The following is a 23,188-nucleotide window of genomic DNA, read 5'->3' as shown; positions in this document are numbered from 1 at the left end:
TGCGCGAGACGATAGGGAGCGGCCGGCGAACCGGTATTCCCTGAACGCACGTCCCACTGTCTGGTCGCACGACCGAAAGGCATGCCCTCATTGCGGCTGCTTCCGAATCAGCAGCGTTGCTTCGGACAGTTCCCGGCGGCACCTGGCGACGTCGCTGGAACGGCCCGCGGCCCGCGCGCGATCGAGGGCGTCGAGCGCCAAAAGAAGATGCGCACCGCTCGGGCCTTCCGCCTGCGCCAGCGATCGCGGCGTGGGTTGATGACTGCGCAGCGCGTCAAGGCTTTCCGGGCCCCAGCCATGTGCGCCGGCATTCCTCTCGATGGCCGCGTCCAGCTGCGCCTGGACGTGCCCGATCGAAGCTTCGCAAGACGCTGCGTGAACCGGGGATGCCGCATCCACGAAGATTATAGTGGCAGCTGCAATCCGGATGAGTGAATTCGATGTCATTGTCGATCTTCTCGCATCGGTGTTGAACATCCGTCTCGAATGGCAGAGCCGATACGCACCGTCTTTCGCTTACGAACGCCGGCCGCTCTTCATGCGCACAAGGTCGTGCCATCGGAGAAAACCGGACGTGAGCTGGATCGGAGTTGCGGTGGAGATTTCCCGGCGTGCGAAGTGGCAAGGGTCGTTGCTTGCCGAAATACGCAACGGCGCGTCGAACCTAGTCTCGCATCATTCCAACCCGGAGTGATCCCGACATGAAACGCCTCAACGCTGGCCTCACCTTTGCCGCAGCCCTCTCCCTGCTCGCGACCGTCACCCCGGCGCGCGCGGAACCCCTGAAGAACATCGTCCTGGTGCACGGCGCCTGGGTCGATGCGTCCGGCTGGAAGCCGGTTTATGAGATCCTGACCAAGGAAGGCTTCCGCGTCACCATGGTGCAGGAGCCTGAAACGTCGTTTGCCGACGACGTCACGGCGGCGAAACGGATCCTCGATCTCCAGGACGGCCCGACGCTCCTCGTCGGCCACAGCTATGGCGGTTCGATCATCACCGAAGCCGGCGTTCACCCCAACGTCGCAGGCCTCGTCTACGTCGCCGCGCATGCGCCCGACGTCGGCGAGGACGAAGCGGCGCTCGGCAAGAAGACGCCGAGCGTGCTCGGCAAGACCGAAGGCGTCATCAAGGTTACGCCCGACAAGTTCACCTATCTCGATCCCGTGCAATTCCCGAAGCTGTTCGCGCCCGACCTGCCGCGCGAGCGCGCCGAGTTCGTTGCGCGCTCCCAGGTGCCGGCCGCGACGCAGGTATTCAGCACGCCGCTGACCGCGGCGGCGTGGAAGACCAAGCCGAGCTGGGGCATCGTCGCCGGCGGCGACCAGATCATCAATCCGGATCTCGAACGCTGGTACTACGAGCGCGCCAAGAGCCAGACCACCGTGATCCCGGGCGCCAGCCACTCCGTCTACGAGTCCCATCCGAAGGAAGTGGCGGCCGTCATCACCCGCGCCGCGCGCAGCATCCAGCAGCCCGCCACGCGTTGAAGCCCTTTGCCGGTTCTGACGCACGGCCGGCAGAAGGAAGGCCGGCGGGAGCAACAGCACTCCCGTCGGCCGGACTACCCAGCCCGGAGAATTCCATGAGCGCGATCGAGAACACCGTCCTGACCTGGAGCGTGACGACGGTGAAGCGAGCCGGACTGAGCCGCAACTTGCCGTCCGGCAATCCGGACCTGATGTGGGTCGCGAATTCCTCGACCCTCATCTACGGTGAGCGTGACGCGATCCTCGTGGATACGTTCCTCACCGCCGGTCAGGCGCAGACGCTGCTGGACTGGGTCGTGTCGCGCGGGCGCAATCTGACTGCGATCTATGTCACGCACGGCCACGGCGATCATTTCTTCGGCCTCGTGCCGCTGCTCGACCGTTTTCCGAATGCCAGAGCGGTGGCCGTTCCCGAGGTCGTCGACGAGATGAGGGCGCAGCTTTCGCCGGCCTCGCTCGATGGCTTCTGGCGCAAGCGCTTTCCGGGCGAGATCGCGGAACGTCTGGTCGCGGCGGAACCCCTCACCGGGGAGCTCACGCTGGAAGGACACAAGCTCACCGTCGTCGATATGGGCCGGACCGATACGGCGAGGTCCACCGCGCTGCATGTCCCGGCTCTCGATCTGATTGTTGCGGGCGACACCGTCTACAACGGCATCCATCCTTATCTCGCCGAGACCAATACCGAGAGCCGGCGAGAATGGATCGCCGCACTTGGTCGGCTGGAGGCGCTCAAGCCGCGTTTCGTCGTCGCCGGACACAAGAAGCCGGACAATGACGATGATCCGCGCAACATCGCGGAAACCCGGCAATACCTCGTTGATTTCAATCGCCTCGACGAAGCAACGGCATCGCCGCGCGAGCTCTACGAAGCGATGCTGGAGCTCTATCCCGACCGCGCCAACCCCGGATCGCTCTGGAGCGGAGCCAATGCCGCGAAGGGGCAGACATCATGACCAGCTGGCAAAACAACCGCGCCGCACGCGATGCGCGGATCGCGGCCGGTGCCGGCCTTGCGCATGGCAAGATCGTGGAGTCGCGCGACGCCACGCGCCTTTTGGAAGCCGTGATCAGGCCGGGCGATCGGGTTTGCCTCGAGGGCGACAATCAGAAACAAGCGGATCTGCTCAGCCGTGCGCTGCTGGCGGTCGATCTCTCGAGGATCAACGATCTGCACATGGTGCAGTCGGGCGTCGTTCTGCCCGAACATCTGGACCTGTTCGACCGCGGCGTCGCCAAGCGGCTCGACTATGCCTATTCCGGGCCCCAATCGGCGCGGATCGCGCGCATGCTGTTCGGCGGCAAGATCGCGCTCGGCGCGGTCCATACCTATCTCGAACTGTTCGCCCGTTATTTCATCGACCTGACGCCGCACGTCGCCTTGATCGCCGCCGTCAGCGCCGACCGCGAAGGAAATCTCTTTACCGGCCCGAACACCGAGGACACGCCGACCGTCGTGGAGGCGACCGCGTTCAAGGACGGTGTCGTGATCGCGCAGGTCAACGAGATCGTCGACACCGTGCCGCGGGTGGACATCCCGGCGGACCGTGTCCACTTCATCGTCAAGTCCGACAAGCCGTTCTTCGTCGAGCCGCTGTTCACGCGCGATCCGTCAGCGATCACCGAAGGGCAGATCCTGACCGCGATGCTCGCGATCAAGGGCATCTACGCGCCCTATGGCGTGCAGCGGCTCAATCACGGCATCGGCTTCAGCACGGCCGCGATCGAACTCCTGCTGCCGACCTTCGGCGAGCGGCTTGGGCTGAAGGGCAGGATCGCAACCCATTTTGCATTGAACCCGCATCCGGCGCTGATTCCGGCGATCGAGTCCGGTTGGGTGCGGCAGATCCACTCGTTCGGGTCGGAGGTCGGCATGGAGGACTACATCCGTGCACGGTCCGACGTGTATTTCACCGGTCCCGACGGCTCGCTGCGCTCCAACCGCGCCTTCTGCCAGACCGCCGGGCTCTATGCCTGCGACATGTTCATCGGCTCCACCTTGCAGATCGACCTGCAGGGGAATTCGTCGACCATCACGGCTTCGCGTATCGCCGGGTTTGGCGGTGCGCCGAACATGGGCGCCGATGCCCGCGGGCGGCGTCACCCGAGCGAGCCCTGGCTCAGGGCGGGAGCTGAGAGCGACCCTGATGGCGCGGCCCTGCTGCGTCGCGGCCGCAAACTGGTGGTGCAGATCGGCGAGACGTTCGGCGACAAGAACGTGCCGCTGTTCGTCGAGAAGCTCGATGCGATCGAGCTTGCGGAGAAGCTGAACCTCGAGCTCGCGCCGATCATGATCTATGGTGACGACGTCACGCACATCGTGACCGAGGAGGGGGTGGCGAACCTCTTGCTGTGCCGCACCGCGCAGGAGCGCGAGCAGGCCATCCGCGGCGTTGCCGGTTACACCGATGTCGGCCGCCGGCGCGACCACAGCATGGTCGCGCAGCTGCGCCAGCGCGGGGTGATCCGCCGCCCGGAAGATCTCGGCATCAATCCGCTCGATGCGGATCGCAGCCTGCTGGCGGCGCGCTCGATCAAGGATCTCGTGCGCTGGTCGGGCGGGCTCTACGCGCCGCCGTCGAAATTCAGGAACTGGTGAGGACGAGCCATGGAAGATTTCAGCTTTCAACACAACGTTCGCGCACGGGCCGGCGGAACCAGGCAGACCGCGATCGTCGGCGTGGTCGCATCGGGCAATCTGGAAGTGCTGGTGGAACGGGTCCTGCCGGATGCGGAATGCGCCCTCGACATCAAGACCGCGGCGCTCGGGTTCGGCGAGGTGTGGCGTGCGGTGATCGGCGATTTCGTCGAGCGCTATTCGCCGGGTGGGCTGAGATTTTCGATCAACGACGGCGGCGCGCGCCCCGATACGGTCTCGCTGCGGCTGGCGCAGGCGGTGCGATTGATCGCGGAGAACGGCCAATGACCGCGCCGTTCAGGGATATCACCCCGGCCGAGCGGGCTCGCAGCACCAGCTTCTACGAGGCGTCGGCCCGCACGCGGCTGGAGCTTCTGCTCGATGCCGGAAGCTTCGTCGAGTTCATCGGCCCGGAGCAGCGCGAGATCAGTCCTCACTTGAATATATTCGATCTGCCCGAGCAGTTCGACGACGGCATCGTCGTCGGTCACGGCCGCCTCGACGGCGCGCCGGTGTTCGTGGCCGCGCAGGAGGGACGCTTCATGGGCGGCGCCTTCGGCGAGGTGCATGGCGCCAAGCTGACCGGTCTGCTTCGTGCGGCGCGCGAGATCGGCAGGATCCCCGTCCTGATCCTGTTCGACACCGGCGGCGTGCGGTTGCAGGAAGCCAATGCCGGCGAGCTTGCCATCGCCGAGATCATGCGGGCCGTGATGGAGGCGCGCGCCGCTGGCGTGAAGGTGATCGGGCTGATCGGCGGCAGATCCGGATGTTACGGCGGTGGCGGCTTGATCGCAGGCTGCTGCTCGGCGCTCGCCGTCTCGGAGCCGGGACGTATCGCGGTCTCGGGCCCCGAAGTCATCGAGACCAACCGCGGTGTCGAGGAGTTTGACTCGCGCGATCGTGCCCTGGTCTGGCGCACCATGGGCGGCAAGCATCGCCGGCTGCTCGGCGCCGCCGACGTCTTCGCCCACGACAATGTGCAGGATTTTCGTGAGGCCGCGCTGGCGCTGCTGGATCTGGTCGGTCCTTTCGGTCTCGAGAGGTTGAAGGCCGAGCAGGAGCGGCTTGCCGACCGGCTGCGCCGCTATGGTGCCTGCCTCGATGCCGTCGACATCTGGACGGCGGAAGGCATCGCACATGCTGAAACGGTTCCGGAGCTGCCGGCCGATCAGTTCATTGCGCTCGCCGACAGGATCGGGAGGACCAGCCGTGACGCTCGATGACGTTCTCACTTCGCTGTTTCCTGACGGCCATGAGGTCCGGAATGACAAAGGCGTCCTCCTCGGCTCGGCGACGCTCCGATCCGGCGCCAGCATGCTCGTCCTCGGTGTCGCGGACCGGACCGCGCTGGGCGTCGACGAGGCGCTCAGATTGTCCGGTCAAGTCCTGAAGTCGATCGACCGGGGCCAGGGGCCGATCCTGGTGCTCGTCGACAGCGACAGCCAGCGCATGAGCAAGCGCGATGAGCTGCTCGGGCTGAACGAATTCCTCTCGCATCTGGCGAAAGTGCTGATCCACGCGGACCTGAATGGCCGACCGACCATCGGTCTTCTCTACGGCCACTCCGCTGCGGGCGCGCTGCTTGCGACAGGTCTTGCAACGCGCGTGCTGGTCGGGCTGCCCGGGGCTGCCCCTGCGGTGATGGACCTGCCGTCGATGGCGAAGGTCACCAAGCTGTCGATGGACGCGCTGGAGGAGAAGGCGAAGTCGACGCCGGTGTTCGCTCCCGGCCTGTCCAATCTCGCGCAGATGGGCGCCGTCCACTTGACATGGAGCAACACGATTTCGCTCGCCGACCAGCTGGAGGCGTTGCTGGCGGACATGCCGGCCGTGCAGGACCGGCGAGACGTGCTCGGCAAGGAACGTGGCGGCCGGCTCAAGGCCGCCGAGATCGCGGAGCGCGTTCGTGACCTCGCCCTGCAAGCATACTGAGCGTCCACCTGGTCGCCACGACCTCGTCTTCGTCAGCCCGGATGGCTGGCGCACGTTGCTGGACGCGCGCGACGATCTCGCGACCGACGCCTTGGTCGCGCGCTGGCCCAAGATGCGATGGCCGACGATCAGGCGCCGCGCTTTGCCATGCGACGCAGGCGGCCTCGCTTTGGGCCTGCCCTTGCCGCCTTCGGCCGGCAAGAAGCGGATTTCCCTCCTGGTGGATAACGACCACGTCGCCTCGGTCGCGCGGCCGCCATTGCTGCGGCAGGCGCGGGCTTACGCGCCGCGCAACTGGTGGCCGACGCTCGATCGGCTCGACGCGCTGGCGCTTCGGCACGCGGTGGATGCGCGCGTGTTCGGCAGCCTGGCCTGGCAGTCGCTGACCGGGCTCGACTACGTGACAGGCCGTTCCGATCTCGATGTCCTGTTCGAGTTTCGAACCGAGACCGACATCGATCGTTTCGTCGCCGATGTCGCCATGATCGAGACGGATGCGCCGATGCGGCTCGATGGCGAGCTGATGGGCGCGGGCGGCGCTGCAGTGAACTGGCGCGAATTCCACGGCGGCGCGAGCGAGCTTCTGGTCAAGAACATCGACAGCGTTGGCCTGCTTGGCAGGCATCAATTCGTTTCGGGAGCGGTGGCATCATGATCACCCCGGCCGCAAGAGGCGTGGAATGGCCTATCCTGCGCCAAGCGCAGATTGCACCCGATGTCTTCGCGATCGGTGCCGTCGCCGCGGACTGCCTCGTCAAGGAGCTCGAAACCTGGCCGAAGCCCGGGCTGGTGAGCCATGTCGACAACGGCAGTCACGACGACATGGACGCCGGCACGTTCCGCCGCAGCGCCGCGGCGATCGGGCCCTACCTGCAACGTCTGGCCGATGCGGGCGCGCTGGGGTGCGGCATGGGCCGGCTGCGGATCATCGGCCTTGAGGCGGAGCGCGCCATGTTCGCGGCAACGTCGGGGGTCAACACGCATCGTGGTGCGATCTTCGGGCTCGGCCTTCTTTGCGCGGCAGCCGGCGCGAAAGCCGGCGGGCTGGTCGATCCCGTTCTTCCGCTTGGCGAGGTCGTGGCGCGCCTGTGGGGCGACAGCATCCTCGATGGTCCGGTGCTGCTGCACAGCCATGGCAGCGCGGCCCGCCGCCGCTTTTGCGCGGGCGGTGCGCGCATCGAGGCCGCGACGGGATTTCCCAGCATCTACCGGATCGGCCTACCGGCCTTGCGGAGAGCCAGGCCTGTCGCGCCGGAGGATAGGGAAGCCGCGCGGGTCGAGGCGTGCTTCGCCCTGATCGCATCCGTTGAAGACACCAATCTGCTGCATCGCGGCGGGCTCGACGGCCTTCGCTTCGCGCATGAGGAGGCGCGTCGCTTCATCGCTTCAGGCGGCGTTTCCGCACCCGGCTGGCGTGCGCGGGCGCAAACGATCCACGACAGCTTCGTCGCTCGCCGTCTCAGTCCGGGCGGATCGGCGGATCTGCTTGCAATGACGCTCTTCGTCGACGCCCATGAGAGGCCGAGGCCATGACCTCGAACGTCATCCTGATGGCGCTGGTGCCGGTCTTCTTCGTCCTGCTGCTGGGCTACAGCGCCGGCAGATTTCGCATCGTCGACAACGGTCACGTCGAAGGTCTCAATGCCCTCGTGATGGATTTCGCCCTGCCGGCCTCGCTGTTTGCGGCGACCGCATCGGCCCCGCACGACGGGATCACCGGGCAGGCGCCGGTCTTCCTGGTGTTTGGCGTGACGATGCTGGTCATCTATGCCGGCTGGTACTGGTTCGAGCGCAGCTTGTTGGCGGTGACGAGGTCGGACGCAGCGGTGCAGGCTCTGACGGTCGGTTTTCCAAATCTTGCCGGCGTCGGTCTGCCGATCCTGTCGACCGTGCTCGGACCTGCCGGTGTCGTTCCGGTTGCCGTTGCGCTCGCAACCGGATCGATCCTCGTCAGCCCCCTGACCCTCGTGATCGCGGAGATCAGCGCCAGCAAGGTCCGCGGCACCGAGGCGCCGGCATCGCCGGTTCTGACGGCCATCCGGCGCGCGTTCGCCAAGCCTGTCGTGTGGGCGCCCGCGCTCGGCGTCGCGTTCTCGTTGTCCGGTCTGAAGCTCGATCCGCTTGTCCATGCCTGTCTCGTCCTGATCGGAAACGCGGCTGCGGGTGTCGCGCTGTTCCTGACCGGCCTCGTTCTGTCGGCCCAGTCGCTCCGGATCGATTGGCGGGTCATTGCAGCGACGGGAGCTGCGGACATCCTTCGGCCGCTGCTGGCCGTCGCGATCGTCTACGGCTTTCACCTCGGACCCGATGTTGCGAAGACGGCAATTCTGCTTGCGGCATTGCCGTCGGGCTTCTTTGGCATCCTGTTTGCGGTGAACTATCGCCTGGACTCCGCAACGGTGGGCTCGATGGTCATCGCCAGCACCGGATTCAGCGTCGTGACGCTGGCGATCGCGATCGCAACCCTCTTTCCTCATTAGGCCGCGCCCATGACGCTTGCGATCCTGTGCTCGGGACAAGGTCGGCAGCACCGGAACATGTTCGCCCTCACGGGCGATGCGCCTGAGGCTGCGCGCTTGTTTGTGCACGCGGCGACACTGCTCGGCGGCAGGGATCCGCGCGACTTCGTGCGCAGCGAAGCCGATGAGGCCCTGCACCGCAATCGAGCCGGCCAGATTCTCTGCACCTTGCAGCCACTCGCGGCGGCGAGCGCGCTCGCAGATGCCCTTTCACGTGACGTCATCATTGCCGGCTATAGTGTCGGCGAGGTCGCGGCCTGGGGTGTCGGCGGCCTGTTCGATGCGACCGCTACGCTCGATCTCGTGGCACGCCGCGCCGAGGCCATGGATGCGGCGACGCACGCCGGCGACGGGCTGATCTTCGTTCGCGGTCTTGCGCGCGAAGAGCTCGAGCGCCTTTGCGTGCGTCACGGCGCGGCGATCGCCATCGTCAATCCGGGCGAGGCCTTTGTCATCGGCGGCGGCCGCGAGGCGCTGCGCGGGATTGCCGGCGACGCACGGGCGATGCACGCCGCAAGGGTCGTCGCGCTGCCGGTCGAGGTCGCCTCCCACACCGGGCGGCTCGCGGAAGCATCGTCAGCCTTTCGCGAGGTCTTGCGCGCCACGCAAGTGATATTCCCGCCGCGGGCCGGTGTGCGCATTCTGAGCGGTATCGATGCAGCTCCGGTCGTCTCGGCCGGGAGCGGCCTCGACAAGCTTGCGGCGCAGATATCGCACACGGTGCAATGGGCCGATTGCCTGCAAGCCTGTGTCGAAGCCGGCGCGACGGGCTTTCTCGAACTCGGTCCGGGACATGCGCTGAGCGGAATGGCTGCCGAAATCGCCCCCACGCTTCCGGCGCGCTCGCTCGATGATTTCAGGAGTCTTCAGGGCATCCGCGCCTGGATTGCGCGCCATCTGGACGGCTAGAGCGCCATGATATCCGGATGGATCGTCATCGCGCCCGAAAAAAAAGGGCCGTCCTTGGGGAGGACGGCCCCAAAATGCTCGGATGCCCAGGGAGGAGGGAGGCTCGAGCGGCGACTTGGGGGGTCTCAAGTCACCTAACACGCACAGCATGGCCGATCCCGTAACGGAAGTATTTCACGAACCCCGGATGTTTCTCATTTCGCATGATTCACGAGATGTCCGTGGTCAGCACGCAAGACGCGGCTTTGCGAGCTGACGCCGCCGATGCGTTCCGCACGGCGCTGCGCCAGCGCGCGGGCGTGTCACCCGTCATCCGTTTGAAGACGGTCGAGAAATGCGCCTGCGTGCAGAAGCCGACGGTCAGCGCCACCTCGGCGAGGGGTGTCTCAGAGCCTGACAGCAGCGATTTCGCGCGTTCAACGCGCTCGCGCAGCAGATACTCTCGCGGCCGGTAGCCCGTCGCGGCACGAAACTGGGCGGCGAAATGCATTCGGGACAGTCCCGCGACCTTGGCCAATTGGGACAGGCTTACGCAGTGATCGAAATGTGTCCCGACATACTCCTCGACGCGCCGCAGTCGCCATTTCGCCAGGGCGTTGACTCTCGCGTGGGGACGTTCGCGCCGGGCAATGTGCATGGCGAGCGTCCGACCGATGCAGCGGGCAAACTCCCGGTCGGCCAAATGACCGTGTTCGGTAAGCGCCTTCGCAAGTTGCTCGGCGAAGGGGTCACGGAGCAGGACGAGATCGTTGAGGATCTCGGGCGCGGCAGGATCAGCTCCAGGCTCGCACGGAAAATAGACGCTGGCGGAGGCGTGGACATGCAGGAAATCGTACGGCGCGCAGAACACCGCACTGAGCTGCTGCGACGGTGCGCCGACATACAGCGTGCCTGCCGGCATGATGCCGTCGAAGACGATGTGGCGGCCTCTGTTCAGTTTGAGGCGGGTCGTCTGCAGGGCGATGGCGAGGAAATATCGGTCGGGAGGCGTCGTCGCTTCTCCCTGCCTTATGCCTGTCTGCGTGCAGATACAGCGCGAGATTGTGATGTCCTCTGCCGATGTGCCGGCTTGTTGGTCGGGCTGACGCCATCCTCGCTCGCATGGAATTGCGCGCGCTCCGAGCGGGGAATCGGGTTCGTGACGGGTGGGTTGACGGGTGAGCCAGGCGCCTGCCGCATGCACATCAGTGAACATCGTTCGTTCCTGTGTCCTGGATTCTGCTGCCGTCGTTGGCCTGCAGAATTCAATTGGTCCATGCACGAACGATAGGTCTGAAGCTGTCGCAAGGCGCGTTACGGATGCTTAAGGGGTGTTAGATGTTGCAAGTGCGTCGGGTGCGACCGCATGTCGCAAATCGTTCAATTGAACCAGAGCGATCAGACACTTGGAGCGAGCGTCCGATGTTAGCGGACGACGTTGACCTGCGTCAGGGCAGGCGTGGCGAAGCGTCGATGCCGGGTGTGAGGCCGGGTGCGATCTTCTCTGCCGGCGGAACCGCGGGCTCGCGCGCATAGGGAAGCACTTCCACCTCCGGGCGCTGCTGCGATATGGCCTGCAGGCAGTCCGGACGAGGCGGGCGTCCTGCGCCGAACAGATCTGAGACAGGATCGACGAAGGTCATACGGAAACGGTCGAGCCAGGTCTGGCCGGTCGTGGACGGCTGCCGGATTGTCACCGTCGCTGTCATGCCCGAGACGAGTGGGACATCCGGCGGCACGGTGTCGATGGCGAGGCGAACCGGTACGCGCTGCGCCAGTCGCACCCAGGTGTAGATCGGATCGACGTTGGGCAGGCCCTGTGTGCCCGCGGCCGCGTTCGATACGCTGATCCCGCGCGTCACGGTCTTCACGTGTCCCATGATCGGCCTGGAATAGCCGACCAGTTGCGCTTCGGCGCGATCGCCGACGCAAACCCGCGCCATCTTGGTCTCCTCGAAATAGCCGTCGATCCAGAAACTGTTGGAATCGATGACCGAAATGTTGCTGACGCCGGTAACGGCATAGTCGCCCGCGCGCAGCAGAAGGTTGGTGACATAGCCGTCGACCGGACTGACCACGCTGGTGCGCTTCAGGTTCAGCTCCGCCTGCGCGACCTGGTGTGCCGCCGCCTCGTAGGCGGCCTTCGCCTGCGCCGCGTTGCCCGCATAGATCTGCTGCTCTTCGGGGGTCGTCGCAAGATCGGACAGATGCTGGCGCCGGTCGAACTCGGCTTGCTTCACCACGAGGTCTGCCGCCCGCTGGTCGACCAGGGCCTTGCCGACGCGGACGGCCACCTCGAAGTCGAACGGATCGATCACGTAGAGCACGTCGCCCTTGTGGACGAATTGGTTGTCGGCCACGCGCAGTTCCACGATCTTGCCCGCAACCTGTGGCGCGACATTGGCGACCTGGACACGGACGCTGCCGTTCCGCGTCCAGGGCGCGGTGACGTAGTGCTGCCAGGTCGCAACCGATATCACCACCGCGACCAGCGCGATGCCGAGGGTGGCAAGATGCTTGCCGGCGCCGCGGATCAATCGGCCGACGGCCTTGCGCAGTCGCCCCGCGAAGAACGCGGCCTGCACCGGAGGTCCGCGGCCGTCCACGAAGCGATCGCCGGTGTCGCGCGCCACAGGCTCCGGGGTGCCCGAACCGTCCGCGGCGTCGGCGGCATCGGCTTGCGTTTCGGCTGACATGACCGTGTCTCCCTAGAAGAACAGAGCGAGCAAGCCGAACATCGCAACGTAGAGACTGAACTCGGCCAGTGATGGGTTACTGAAGATCTTCGCGAATCCGATGAAACGCAGCAGCGGGCGGAGCAGCAGGAATGCCAGCAGCGCCGTTGCCGCATAGGAGACGATGGGAGCAACGAGGACGCCGCCGATGACGAGCTCCCGATAGGTGTTCGTCATGGCTGTTCGCCCCGGCCCGAAGGCTGTAACGGCGCGAATGCGTGGCTTGCCGGAATCAGCAGGGCAATGGCGGCATCGGCGGAGAGGCCGCTTCGCGCTGCGGTCTGGCGCAGCGCCGCGGCTGCCGCGAGGATGGCGTCGCCGTTCCGCTCGGCGAGGGCCTCTCGCGCGTCCTGCGCAGCGCCAGCGAGTGGGCCCTGTCGCAGCCGATCCAGTTCGGCGCGGCAACGCCGCAAGGTTTCAGCCTGGCCAAAACAGCGCATCGCTTCGGCCGCGATCCGACCATCGAGCGGCGCGGCGCCGTTTGCGGTCAGAATCTGTTCGATCCGCGCCGCGTCGCGAAACGCAGCTTCCTCCGGCGCGAGGGATCGAGCTCGCCCGCCGTCGAGGCGGCTCAATTCGCGTCTCGCCTCTCCAAGCAGGAGCCTCCCCCGCCGCTCGCCCGACAGGGGAGGCAGCAGCATCTGCGCCGCGAAGACGAGCACCGCCGACAGGCAGGCAAAGAGGCTCGTCGCCAGGAATACCTCGGGGTCGTAGCTCTGTGGATTGGTCGGTACGAGGACGGCGATCATGAAGACCAGGACGAGGCGGCCGAGGGACGACAGCATCGGGTTCGGCAATGAGATCAGCAGCGCGAGGCCGATGACGGCGGGCGCAAGTCCGATCGCCAGCAATTGAAATTCGGACACGCCGTTGAAGACGAGGTATTTCAGCATGCCGGCCAGCGCGCAGGCGATCGGCATTGCCATCACCGCCACCAGCGCGAAGTTTCGTGGTGCGGGCGAAATCGAGCTGAGGCCGATGATCGCTGCGACGAGCGACAGGCAGAGCTCGGTGGCCGGCCAGCCCGTCAGCACGAAGAAGAGCGCGATCAGCGTGAACGAGATCGCCCCGCGTGCGGCGGCTTCCGCCGCGATGCGGCGCGAGCGGTAGAGCGGCGCGCGCCATGCATGATAAGGGCGCGTTCCTTCATGCAGTGCATCGAGGCTGCTGCAGACCCGGGCACTCTTTCGGCTGATCTCGGTCCGGAGCCATGATCGGGACATCGCCGTCAGTCCGGCGGCATCCGGCGAGGTGTCGGGGAGTGCCGCGAGCATGCGACCGAGAGAGAACGCGCTGACGAGGTCGACCAGCGCGGAACGCGCGGCTGCAGTCCTTGCCGTGCCGATGCTCGATTCCGTCACGAGGCTGGCGATCTCCGGACGCAGCGCAGCGATGTCGTGCAGCAAGCCCGCGGCATCCGCTGCGCAGTTCCCCTCTGCGCCTTGCGCGAGGGTCTTGACCCGGCGGTGCAGCGCCTCGATGCGGCTTGCCAATAGCGGATGATAGTCTGGCGCGGCCAGAACCTCATTCACGAATGCGACCGCAAGGACCCCAATGCCGATGGCGGCGCCGCGCGCGACGCCGGCCGGGAACACCTGGAGCGGCGTGTCGATCTGCTGGATGGCGACCAAGGCGACCGTGATGCAGCAGAGCGCCGCTGCATAGGCGCGATTGCCGTCCAGCATCCCGGCGACATAGACGCAGAGCCCGACCCAGATGCCGAGCACCGCGAGCAGCAGGCCGTCGGTCTGCGAAAACACGCCGGCGATCGCGATCGAGGCCACAACGCCGATGGCGGTTGCGAGCAGCCGGTAGCCGGCCTTTTCCATGCCCTGACCGCGGGTCGGCAGCGCGAGGACGGCAACGGTGAGGGCGGACGACGAGGCAGATTCGAGCTCGAGCCAGAAGCTCACATAGAGTGCGAGCATCATCGCCAGCCATACCCGCAACGCAAAGGCCCAGGAGCTCGCCCGGAAGCCAGCGAAGACAAGCGGGCGCGGCGCGGCAGCACTGGTGGCATTCACGAGCATCGGCCTCATGCGTTTCCGGCAGGGCATGCCGCCCTGCAGATGTCGATAAAGTCACGGCGGAATATGAGGTTTACCGGGCCTCGCGGTATTTCCGCTCCATCAACCCGCTTGCCGGAATGCACGTCTGGTTGCGGCGGCGGCGCGCGAAACGGGCGAATGGACTACGGCGTCTGGCCCGCCAGCGCCTGCTCAAGACAATGGATGATCTCGTCGCCGCTGGAAGGCTTGCCGAGATAGCAATGCGCGCCTGCCGTCATCACGCGCTGGCGCACGGATTCGCTCGGAAATGCCGTCATGAAGATGATCGGGAAGCGGCGGCCAGAGGCGATCAGCTGGGCCTGAAGCTCATCGCCGCTGATGACCGGCATCTGGACGTCGGCGATCATGCATGCCGGATCGTCTCCCGGCGCATGTTGGAGGAAGTCGACTCCAGACTCGTAGGCCCGGGCCTCGTAGCCGAGCGAGCGAACCAGGCTCGCAAGCGAGGCGCGAACGCCTTCATCGTCGTCCACTATCGCAATCACTGGGGTTTGGGCCATTCGCGTACAATCCTGACCGCGGAGTTCCGCAAGGCAGGAGGATATCTCCCGTTGCGCGGCCGATGACGCCTTATGGACCTTTGGGCAGGTCCGCCGAAATTATACTCAGGTGTGATCCGTAGTCCCGCGGGTTTGGGATACCCCGAGCGCCTCGGCCTTGCGGACGAGGTCGGCCAGCGTCCGGACCCCCATCTTGCGCATGACGTTCCCGCGGTGGATCTTAACCGTGATCTCGCTGAGGCCGATCAGGGCGGCGACCTGCTTGTTCATCAGGCCGGCGGTGACATGGCCCATCACCTCGCGCTCGCGCGCCGTCAGGGTCTCGTACTGGGCGCGGATGTCCTCCTTGGTCGCGGCTTCGGCGCGGTGCTGCGCATCGCGCTCCAGCGCGGCCGTCACGGCATCGAGCATGTCCTGGTCGCGAAACGGCTTGGAGAGGAAATCGACCGCGCCGGCCTTCATGGCGCGCACCGACATCGGAATGTCGCCATGGCCGGTCATGAAGATGATCGGATAGCTGATGCCCTGCCGGACGAGCTGGCCCTGCAGATCGAGGCCGCTCACGCCCGGGAGACGAACATCCAGCACGATGCAGCCGGGGCCGTCGGGCAGCGAGCTGCCGAGCAGTTCGGCCGGCGAGCCGAACAGCCGCGTCTCGAGGCCGACGGACCGGAACAGGCTGTCGAGCGAGGCGCGGATCCCGGCATCGTCGTCGACGATGATGACGGTCGCGCTGGAGGGTGGCACCGGCGGTTGGGCCTGGTTTGGTCGTGTCATGGCGAGGCGTGTTCTTGGCTATATGGCAGTGTCAGGTGAAATGTCGCGCCCGAACCCGGGGTGCTGGCCACCGACAACCGGCCGCCGTGAGCTTCCACCGTCGTTCGGCAGATCGCAAGTCCCATGCCCATCCCGCCGCCCTTGGTCGTGAAGAACGGATCGAACAGGCGCGGCAGGTCGTCAGGATGGATACCCGGGCCACTGTCCTGCACCGTGATCCAAAGGGTTTCGCGGTCCACGGTGCCGGCGCGCAGCGTGATGGTGCGGGAACCGGGCTGGCCTGACATGGCTTGGCCGGCATTGACCAGCAGATTGACCAGGACCTGTTGCAGCTGAATCCGGTCGCCGCGAACCGGCGGCAGGTCGTGCGGCGCCTCGACGATGAGGGCGACGTCGTCCTTGGCGAGCTCGCGCGCGACCAGGGCCGTTGCCTCCTCGATGACTTCGTCGATCTGCAGCATGTCCTGCTGGGGCGGGACCTTCTTCAGGAAGGTCCTGATGCGGGTCACGATCTCGCTGGCGCGGCGGCCCTGAGCCACGACATGGCCGATCGTCGTCGCGACCTCCTTGAGATCGGGGACGTCGCGCCGCAGCCATCGCAAGCCGGCCTCGCCGCTGGTGACGATCGCCGCCAGCGGCTGGTTCACCTCGTGCGCGATGGAGGCGCTGAGCTCGCCGAGGGTGGCGACGCGCGCAGCATGGGCGAGCTCGGCTTGCGCCGCGAGCAGCGCATCCTGAGCCTGCTTGCGCTCGGTGATGTCGACGACGAAGACGAGCACGTTATGATCCCCGTCGGGTTCGGGCGGAAAGGTGATCGTGAACAGCACGGGTACCTTGCGTCCGTCGAGCCGCACGAGCTCCGTCTCTCCTTCGTGGAACCGCTCTCCTTGCGCGAAGGCGGCCAGGGCGTCGAGGAAACTGCGATCGTTCTCGCCCAGCAGCTTGTCCACGTTCGCGATGAAGGCCGCAGAGTCGCTCGCCCCCGCCATCTTCCGCAGGGCCGGATTGACGTCGGTGATTCTGGTGAGCCGGCGGGCATCCCGGACGAAATCGGGGTGTCGTGCCAGATGGTCGCGCAAGTCCGCCCCTTCGGTCTGCAGTGAATCCAGCGCCGCCCGCAGTCCGCTCCAGTCCTCCTCGACGACGCCGATCCGGCTAGCGTCGAACATCCGGCGATATCGCCGCTCGCTCTGCACCAGCGCGCTGTGCGCCGCGTGATTCTGCAGCACCAGCAGGGTGGTGATCCCGATCGCCGCGAGGCTCACCAGCGCGCGAAGGGCAGGCGAGGCGATCGTCTGCAGGCCGTGCGATGACAGATATGCGCTGATGGTGAGGACGATGCAGCCGGTCGCGGCGACGATGATGTCGTTGCGCCGGTTGGTCCTCGCCGCAAGCAGGATCGCGACGACATAGAGAACCGCGACCGCGCCCTCGAGCGGCGTCAGCACGTCGACCATGAAGACCGCAAAGGCGAAGACGGCGGACCAGAACCGCAAGCCCGCGCGGCTCATGGATGAGCCCGTGGGCCGATCAAGGTTCGTCATTGTCGCAGGCGGTGTTTCTTCTCATTGCAGTCGCGTTGATGCCGCGATTTCGTCGCGTCCACAATATCCGGTCAGGTGATTTTCGTGCTCTCTTGGAAGACCTCGTGGGAAAGTTGAATTCGGCGCGGGCGGGCGCGTCAAACTACCGCAGGTGCGCCGCACCATCGGGCTCGCGCGTCCGCGGATGCAGACGAGGGTGCCGCTCGCGCTTCGCCCGGTGACTGCGCCGCGATCATACCTAGGTATGACGCGGTTAACCCCAGAACTTATCCATGCACCCGCGCGTAGAATGGAGCGCGCGGATCGCCGAATTACTCTGCTCCCATCGCATTCGGGCAAGCCGGCCAGGCATTGCCGCTGCGAACTGGGACAAGGAGGCTCGACGATGTCGCTGCAGATGTCATACCCGCAAATCGCCAAGGATCATGTCGCCGCCGCAATCGACGTTTCGTCGGTCGACGGCCCGCAGTTGCGGCCATCGCGACGATTGCCGCGCTCCGGCGAGGAGGCGATGACGCTCTCCCTCGTGCATCTGGATGTTGCGCTGGCGATCGAGCCGCCTGCGCCGGACGTGCAAGGATCTGCCGACGGCAAGCCGGGTTTCAGGGTGTCCGCGAAACGTCTTGCGCGCGCGTCCGCTGACTCCGATCGGGAGACGGGTGCCGAGGAGGCCACGGACCCCGTGATGCGGCGCCTCTCGGATGCACTTGCGGCCACCAAGGCCATGCACCATCCCCATTCCGCCATCCTTGTCGACGCGCTGCGTCTGGCGATTCTGACCCGCCAAGCAAGCGCGCAGACGGTGGTTGGACGAAGCCAGTCCGAGCCGGCCAAGGACGACCACGAAGGGCAGGCCTGCCGGACCGTGCGGTCGCTGCAGAAATGGCGCCTCAAGCGCGTCATGCAATACATCGACGACAATCTGGATGCGAAGGTCACCCTGCAGCATCTGGCCGCCGTTGCCGGCCTCAGCCGGATGCACTTCGCCGCGCAGTTCCGGGCGGCCGTCGGCATGCGGCCGCACGACTATTTGCTGAAGCGGCGGATCGAGCGAGCTCAGGAATTGCTGCAGCGGGCCGACGTCTCGCTCGTCGACATCGCCTTGACCGTCGGGTTCCAGACGCAGGCTCATTTTACGACGGTGTTCAAGCGCTTCGTCGGCGATACGCCATATCAATGGAGAAGCGCCCATCGCGCGCAGTTTCTGCCGCTGCCGCGCCCCGAAGCGAGGCCGTCATGAGCAGCCTCGGCATTCAGGCCCTGTTGCTGTCGCTGCTCGGCATCCACTCGGCGGTAGTGCACCACGAAATCATGGGAGTGTTCGAGATTGCCCGCGGTCTCGGGGCCTCCTATCGTTTCGCATCTTCGGAGCCGGGATCAGGCGTCTTCTATGGCCGCGTCACTCTCAGCTTCTGCAGGCTCGTCGCCGGCAGCATCGCACGTTATTGATCGATGGATTCGTTGATCGGCTGCCCGCGCTCGCCAGGAACGAGTTGCGCGGGGCAGTGCGTCGGGCTGGCGCGCGCCGGTCTGCGCCCAGACTAGGAACTCTTGCGAACCGTCAAGGCTTGAATCCGCGGGCCAGCGTCGCCGCCGATCGCTGGCCTGCACGGCCCGCCTCCAAGCCCCCATACCCCCCAGGTCGGGCCGTGCTTCCCATCCGAGGAGATGCAATTGTCCGAGCCGACCGAGCAAGAGATCAGAGAACGCGCGCACCGCTTGTGGGAGCAGGCCGGCAAGCCCGAAGGCCGCGAAGAGGAGTTTTGGCGCGCGGCCGAGCAGGAGCTGCGCAACGAGGACAAGTCCAACACGCAGCGGACGCCGGATACTCTGTGACCGAACTACATCTTTAGGAACAGAACTTGCCGGAAGGAATTCTGTGTCTGAACGGCACGAGGCCTAAAGCAACCTGTTCTACGGCAGTGTTCGCAGTGGACGAGCGGCAGAATATCGAGCGCCAGATCGAATTCGCAACGCGAGCGGCCGCGCTCGTCAAGGACGAGCCCACGGGACAGCGCTTCAGAAGCTTCGCCGAGGAGCTGAAGCGAAAGCTCCTTCGCATGATGCGGCGCGGCGAGGTGCGGACGCGTGCGTACGAGCTTTGGGAGCAGGCCGGCCGACCGGCCGATCATGACCTGGACTTCTGGCTCGAAGCCGAGCGGCAGATCGAGGCAGAGCGCGAGGAGAGGAAGGGTCCGGGCGCCTGACCGGAGCGACAGCTGCCGCATGCGAGAAGAAAGCCGCCGGGTTCTTCACGCTGGCGGCTTCGAATAGTCCATAGCTGTCGATCACTCCACAGTCTCGTGCGTACCGCCGTTACCTTGTTTGCGGCCATGCCCGGTCTTTGTAGGGGGAAACACTTGATCTTGCTGTGACCTGCTTCACAGTGGGGCTGGACCCTTCGCCGGCTGCATCTCGGCCGTGTATCCTTCGAGGCTCCCCCGGACGCGCCGCGTACCATGCCTCGCACCTCCAGCGACAACGGCTTCGCCGTTGCGCGGGGATGACAGAGCCTCAATGACACGGATAAGGAAGCGTTCGCCGCGCTACGGCACTCTCCCTCAGACCCGATACCAGCTCCCCAGATTCCACGTCGTGACTTCCCAGCCCGAGATGTCGGTCATGAGGCTGTTGACGGAGCCGCCGACGATGTTGCGCGAGAGCAGCGGCACCAGCACGTTGGCCTCGCAGAAGATCTCGTTGACCCTGATCAGCAGCGCGGCGCGCTTGACCGGGTCGAGCTCCTTCTGCGCGGCCTTGTAGGCTGCGTCGGCTTCGGGGTCGGACCAGCGCGAGACGTTGCGGCCGAGCCATTTGTTGTCCTTGTTGGCGATCTCCCAGGACACGCACTGGTTCAGGAAGCGCTCCGGATCGGGCTGCGGCTGCGTCGTGTTGTACATCTCCATGTCGGCATAGAGCTTGGAGTAGGTGTCGGGGTTGCCGACATCCGAGGAGAAGAACACCGATCCGGTGACCGATTTGAGCTCGATGTCGATGCCGGCCTTCTGGCAGGCCTGCTTGATGATGGCCTGCGTTTTCTGGCGCGGGGCGTTGATCGAGGTCTGAAAGACGTATTTGAGCTTCTTGCCGTCCTTCTCGCGGATGCCGTCCGCGCCCATCTTCCAGCCGGCCGCCTCCAGGATCCTGCTCGCCTTGTCGATGTCGAACTCATATTTGAGCTTGCTCGACTTGAACTGGCTGGGCTGGTTGACGAAGCTCGCGGTTGCGACGGCGGCGCGGCCGTAGATGAATTTCTGGATCGCCTCGCGATCGACCAACAGGTTGAAGGCCTGGCGAACGGCGGGGTCGGATAGCGTCGGGTGCCTGGACTTGACGCTGGACCGCTCGCCGTCGACCTCGGTCCACGGATCGGTGGTGTTGAGGATGATGAACTCGACGCCGCCGGACAGCGTGAACTCCACCTTGCCTTTGCCGCTGGCTTCCATGCGCTTGAGGACCTCGTCCTCGACCAGGAGGTTCCAGGCATAGTCGTATTCGGCGGTTTGCAGCACGGCGCGCGCCGCCGAGACCGCATCGCCGCCGCCCTTCACCTCGAGCGTGTCGAAATGCGGCTGGTTCTTGACGTGGTAGTCGGGGTTGCGCTCGGCCGTGAGCAGGTCGCCCGGTTTGAACTCGACGAATTTGTACGGCCCAGTGCCGACCGGCTTGAGGTTGCCCGGCGCCTCGCGCGACTTCGCGCCGACATAGTCGCCGAAATGATGCTTTGGCAGGATCTGGCCGACCGCGCCGACAAAGGGGTCGGCCCAGAACGGGGTCGGGGCCTTGAAGATCACCTTGACGGTGTAGTCGTCGATCTTCTCGACGGTGATGTTCTGGTAGGACCCGGTGGTGTACGCCGCCGTCGCAAGATCGGCGGCGTATTGCCAGGTGAAGACGACGTCGTCGGCGGTGAAGGGCTTGCCGTCATGCCATCTCACGCCCTGCTTCAGCTTCCAGGTCACGCTGGTGCCGTCAGGCGACAGGCCGCCATTCGACTTGGTCGGGACCTCGGCGGCAAGGCACGGGATGAGGTTGCCCTCCTTGTCCCAGCCGGCAAGCGGCTCGAAGAAGATGCGCGAGGCGACCTGGTCCTTGGTGCCGATCGCGAAATGCGGGTTGAGCAGCGTCGGCGCCTGCCAGATCAGGATCTTGAGCGGGCCGCCGCCGCCGGCCTTGGTCGGCTTGTATTTGAGCGTGGCGTCCGCCATCGCCACGTCGTTCCAGAGCAGGATCTGGCTTGCGACCGGCGCTGCGATCCCGACCGCAGCCATGGTCCGGATGAACGAGCGTCGCGACAGCGTGCCTTGCTTTACCTCCGCGATCAGACCCCGGATCTCGTTCTCGTTCATCAGATGACCTCCGCCTTCACAAAGAAAAAGTCGTCCCCGGCATGCAAGTTACGTGCACTCTAGCTTGGGATGCCTGACGTCGTGGAGTCAAAGGGATGCCCTGCGGCGAAATGGCGATAGAGGATGAGGCCAAGCGGAATTGGGCCCGTTGATATTGCTGCCGCGCACTCCGCCCTCATCCTGAGGGCCCGCCATCGGCCGGCGTCTCGAAGATGCGCTGCGGGCGAGCTATCCGCCTCTCTTCTTCGTATGCGATAGACCTTTCGGCGAGAGGGAACTGGCATCTGACCTGTCCACGAGCTGCGCGTTCCCGGACCATCGGCTGCGTCGCCCGAACATGGCCCGGCCCTTGCCAGTATGATGGATATGTATAAAGATCATACTCGGAGAGATGGCGTGGTTCGGTCTGGTGATGTCGAAGGGCAGGCGTTCGAGCCCGGCGTGCTGTTCGGCGGGCTGATTGCCGCCAATCTCGCCGCATGGGCCTTCGCCTTCGCAGCGTTCGGCGATCGGCCGACAGTGATGGCGACCGCGCTGCTGGCCTGGGTGTTCGGCCTGCGCCATGCCGTCGATGCCGACCACATCGCCGCGATCGACAATGTCGTGCGCAAGCTGATGCAGGCGGGCGATGCGCCGCGCAGCGCCGGTCTCTATTTCGCGCTCGGACACTCCACGGTGGTCCTGGTCGCGACCATGCTGCTTGCGCTCGGTGTCGTGAGCCTCGGCGGCGACAGCCTGCTGACGGAGATCGGCTCCCTGATCGGCACTTCGGTCTCGGCGCTGTTCTTGCTGGTGATCGCGGCGATCAATCTCGTCATCTTCGCCGGCCTGTGGCGGACCCTGCGCGAGCTGCGCGAGCGGGGCATCCATGACGCCGCGCAGCTCGAACAGCTGCTCGCCGCCCGCGGCTTCATGGCGCGATTGCTCGGCCCGATGTTCCGTCTCGTCGCAAAATCCTGGCACATGTATCCGCTGGGGCTGCTGTTCGGTCTCGGCTTCGACACCGCGACCGAGATCGGCCTGCTCGGCATCTCCGCCAGCGAAGCCGCGCGTGGCGTCTCGCTTGCGCACGTGCTGGTTTTTCCCGCGCTGTTCGCCGCTGGCATGGCGCTGGTCGACACGGCCGATTCCGCGCTGATGGTGAGCGCCTATCGCTGGGCCTTCGTCGATCCCCAGCGCAAGCTCTGGTACAACCTCACCATCACCGGCGCCTCCGTCGCGGTCGCGCTGCTGATCGGCGGCATCGAGACGCTCGGCCTGATCGCGGACCGGCTCGGCCTGTCAGGCGGGCCGTGGTCGCTGGTCGAGGCCCTCAACGACTCGCTCGTCAATGTCGGTTTTGCCGTGATCGCGCTGTTCGCGATCGCATGGCTGGTCTCGATCATGCTTTATCGCCGTATCGCTCCGAGCGACCGGCCGCGCATGGTCGATTCTGACGAGCTGAGCAGGGACGCCGCGCCGGGATGATCGCACCCAGGTGTGTCGCAACGGCAACAATCGGCGACTTTCCGCGATCCGCGATCAGATCCGAATTCCTGGCGCTCTTGCGAACAACCAACTCGCGCCAACATAGCGTCCGGTAGAGATCACCCGCCAAGGAGGCGGGTGAAAGAGACGACTGTCGACAGCGAGTGAGCATCATGCGCGCGTTCTTCCGAATCGCGTTCGTTCTATCTGCCATCTGGCTTCTTGCTCATCCAAGCGCGTCCCAGGCCCACGCCATCATCGTGTCGTCCTCGCCGGCGGCGGG

General features: G+C 65.6%; 24 protein-coding genes. 15 read left to right on the top strand and 9 right to left on the bottom strand.

Annotated features, from left to right (window positions below; all coding sequences use genetic code 11):
* Nucleotides 1-87 precede the first annotated feature (87 nt).
* Nucleotides 88-477, bottom strand: coding sequence for a hypothetical protein (locus tag A5906_RS11505; protein WP_245326683.1), 390 nt, complete (start codon nucleotides 475-477; stop codon nucleotides 88-90).
* 224 nt (nucleotides 478-701) lie between these two features.
* Here A5906_RS11505 and A5906_RS11500 point away from each other — a divergent pair, with 224 nt between their 5' ends.
* The 10 genes from A5906_RS11500 (at nucleotide 702) to A5906_RS11455 (ending at nucleotide 9,485) form a co-directional block, all read left to right on the top strand.
* Nucleotides 702-1,487 carry an alpha/beta hydrolase gene (locus A5906_RS11500; protein ID WP_080135333.1) on the top strand — a complete coding sequence of 262 codons (786 nt, stop codon included), beginning with the start codon at nucleotides 702-704 and terminating at the stop codon, nucleotides 1,485-1,487.
* A gap of 95 nt (nucleotides 1,488-1,582) precedes the next feature.
* Entirely contained in the window at nucleotides 1,583-2,443 is an 861-nt protein-coding gene (locus A5906_RS11495; RefSeq protein ID WP_080135332.1) for an MBL fold metallo-hydrolase, read from the top strand.
* Complete coding sequence (gene mdcA / locus A5906_RS11490; protein WP_080135331.1) at nucleotides 2,440-4,086, top strand: malonate decarboxylase subunit alpha; 1,647 nt, start codon at nucleotides 2,440-2,442, stop codon at nucleotides 4,084-4,086. The genes A5906_RS11495 and mdcA overlap by 4 nt, the downstream gene beginning before the upstream one ends.
* Before the next feature lie 9 nt (nucleotides 4,087-4,095).
* The gene (mdcC, locus tag A5906_RS11485; protein ID WP_080135330.1) at nucleotides 4,096-4,413 is read left to right on the top strand and encodes a malonate decarboxylase acyl carrier protein; all 318 of its coding nucleotides are present in this window, start codon (nucleotides 4,096-4,098) and stop codon (nucleotides 4,411-4,413) included.
* Entirely contained in the window at nucleotides 4,410-5,348 is a 939-nt protein-coding gene (locus A5906_RS11480; RefSeq protein ID WP_080135329.1) for a biotin-independent malonate decarboxylase subunit beta, read from the top strand. Before mdcC ends, A5906_RS11480 begins: the two co-directional genes overlap by 4 nt.
* Complete coding sequence (gene mdcE / locus A5906_RS11475; RefSeq protein ID WP_080135328.1) at nucleotides 5,335-6,057, top strand: biotin-independent malonate decarboxylase subunit gamma; 723 nt, start codon at nucleotides 5,335-5,337, stop codon at nucleotides 6,055-6,057. The genes A5906_RS11480 and mdcE overlap by 14 nt, the downstream gene beginning before the upstream one ends.
* A complete protein-coding gene (mdcG, locus tag A5906_RS11470) occupies nucleotides 6,032-6,712 on the top strand; it encodes a malonate decarboxylase holo-[acyl-carrier-protein] synthase (RefSeq protein WP_080135327.1) in 681 nt (226 codons plus the stop codon). The genes mdcE and mdcG overlap by 26 nt, the downstream gene beginning before the upstream one ends.
* Nucleotides 6,709-7,590, top strand: coding sequence for a triphosphoribosyl-dephospho-CoA synthase MdcB (gene mdcB / locus A5906_RS11465; protein WP_080135326.1), 882 nt, complete (start codon nucleotides 6,709-6,711; stop codon nucleotides 7,588-7,590). Before mdcG ends, mdcB begins: the two co-directional genes overlap by 4 nt.
* On the top strand, nucleotides 7,587-8,537 hold the full coding sequence (locus tag A5906_RS11460; protein WP_080135325.1) for an AEC family transporter: 951 nt from the start codon (nucleotides 7,587-7,589) through the stop codon (nucleotides 8,535-8,537). The genes mdcB and A5906_RS11460 overlap by 4 nt, the downstream gene beginning before the upstream one ends.
* Nucleotides 8,538-8,546: 9 nt before the next feature.
* Nucleotides 8,547-9,485 (top strand): acyltransferase domain-containing protein, encoded by a 939-nt coding sequence (locus A5906_RS11455; protein WP_080135324.1) that lies wholly within the window; start codon nucleotides 8,547-8,549, stop codon nucleotides 9,483-9,485.
* Between the two features lie 208 nt (nucleotides 9,486-9,693).
* Here A5906_RS11455 and A5906_RS11450 read toward each other — a convergent pair whose 3' ends face one another.
* The 7 genes from A5906_RS11450 to A5906_RS11420 form a co-directional block, all read right to left on the bottom strand.
* Nucleotides 9,694-10,680, bottom strand: coding sequence for a helix-turn-helix domain-containing protein (locus tag A5906_RS11450; protein ID WP_080135323.1), 987 nt, complete (start codon nucleotides 10,678-10,680; stop codon nucleotides 9,694-9,696).
* A 232-nt stretch (nucleotides 10,681-10,912) separates the two neighbouring features.
* On the bottom strand, nucleotides 10,913-12,160 hold the full coding sequence (locus A5906_RS11445; RefSeq protein ID WP_080135322.1) for an HlyD family secretion protein: 1,248 nt from the start codon (nucleotides 12,158-12,160) through the stop codon (nucleotides 10,913-10,915).
* A 12-nt stretch (nucleotides 12,161-12,172) separates the two neighbouring features.
* A complete protein-coding gene (locus A5906_RS11440; RefSeq protein WP_080135321.1) occupies nucleotides 12,173-12,376 on the bottom strand; it encodes a DUF1656 domain-containing protein in 204 nt (67 codons plus the stop codon).
* Nucleotides 12,373-14,229, bottom strand: a complete 1,857-nt coding sequence (locus A5906_RS11435; RefSeq protein WP_080135512.1) for an FUSC family protein — start codon at nucleotides 14,227-14,229, stop codon at nucleotides 12,373-12,375. Before A5906_RS11435 ends, A5906_RS11440 begins: the two co-directional genes overlap by 4 nt.
* Before the next feature lie 161 nt (nucleotides 14,230-14,390).
* Nucleotides 14,391-14,768, bottom strand: coding sequence for a response regulator transcription factor (locus A5906_RS11430; protein ID WP_080135320.1), 378 nt, complete (start codon nucleotides 14,766-14,768; stop codon nucleotides 14,391-14,393).
* Between the two features lie 105 nt (nucleotides 14,769-14,873).
* Nucleotides 14,874-15,545: a response regulator transcription factor gene (locus A5906_RS11425; RefSeq protein ID WP_080135319.1), complete on the bottom strand. Its 672-nt coding sequence runs from the start codon at nucleotides 15,543-15,545 to the stop codon at nucleotides 14,874-14,876.
* On the bottom strand, nucleotides 15,542-17,002 hold the full coding sequence (locus A5906_RS11420) for a two-component system sensor histidine kinase NtrB (RefSeq protein ID WP_245326682.1): 1,461 nt from the start codon (nucleotides 17,000-17,002) through the stop codon (nucleotides 15,542-15,544). Before A5906_RS11420 ends, A5906_RS11425 begins: the two co-directional genes overlap by 4 nt.
* Before the next feature lie 283 nt (nucleotides 17,003-17,285).
* On the opposite strand from A5906_RS11420, the gene A5906_RS11415 reads away from it, so the two are divergent.
* The 4 genes from A5906_RS11415 to A5906_RS11400 all read left to right on the top strand — a co-directional run bounded on the left by A5906_RS11415 (nucleotide 17,286) and on the right by A5906_RS11400 (nucleotide 19,296).
* A complete protein-coding gene (locus A5906_RS11415; protein WP_245326681.1) occupies nucleotides 17,286-18,329 on the top strand; it encodes a helix-turn-helix domain-containing protein in 1,044 nt (347 codons plus the stop codon).
* Nucleotides 18,326-18,538 carry a hypothetical protein gene (locus tag A5906_RS11410; protein ID WP_080135316.1) on the top strand — a complete coding sequence of 71 codons (213 nt, stop codon included), beginning with the start codon at nucleotides 18,326-18,328 and terminating at the stop codon, nucleotides 18,536-18,538. The genes A5906_RS11415 and A5906_RS11410 overlap by 4 nt, the downstream gene beginning before the upstream one ends.
* A 225-nt stretch (nucleotides 18,539-18,763) precedes the next feature.
* Entirely contained in the window at nucleotides 18,764-18,925 is a 162-nt protein-coding gene (locus tag A5906_RS11405; protein ID WP_080135511.1) for a DUF2934 domain-containing protein, read from the top strand.
* Between the two features lie 95 nt (nucleotides 18,926-19,020).
* Nucleotides 19,021-19,296 (top strand): DUF2934 domain-containing protein, encoded by a 276-nt coding sequence (locus tag A5906_RS11400; protein WP_080135315.1) that lies wholly within the window; start codon nucleotides 19,021-19,023, stop codon nucleotides 19,294-19,296.
* Nucleotides 19,297-19,650: 354 nt separating this feature from the next.
* On the opposite strand, the gene A5906_RS11395 is transcribed toward A5906_RS11400, so the two are convergent.
* The gene (locus A5906_RS11395; RefSeq protein WP_080135314.1) at nucleotides 19,651-21,438 is read right to left on the bottom strand and encodes a peptide ABC transporter substrate-binding protein; all 1,788 of its coding nucleotides are present in this window, start codon (nucleotides 21,436-21,438) and stop codon (nucleotides 19,651-19,653) included.
* A 366-nt stretch (nucleotides 21,439-21,804) separates the two neighbouring features.
* On the opposite strand from A5906_RS11395, the gene A5906_RS11390 reads away from it, so the two are divergent.
* Nucleotides 21,805-22,905 (top strand): HoxN/HupN/NixA family nickel/cobalt transporter, encoded by a 1,101-nt coding sequence (locus A5906_RS11390; protein WP_080135313.1) that lies wholly within the window; start codon nucleotides 21,805-21,807, stop codon nucleotides 22,903-22,905.
* Nucleotides 22,906-23,188: the final 283 nt, after the last annotated feature.

The sequence above is a fragment of the Bradyrhizobium sacchari genome (assembly GCF_002068095.1).
Classification (GTDB): Bacteria; Pseudomonadota; Alphaproteobacteria; order Rhizobiales; family Xanthobacteraceae; genus Bradyrhizobium; species Bradyrhizobium sacchari.
This window is presented reverse-complemented; position numbering and strand designations above follow the sequence as displayed.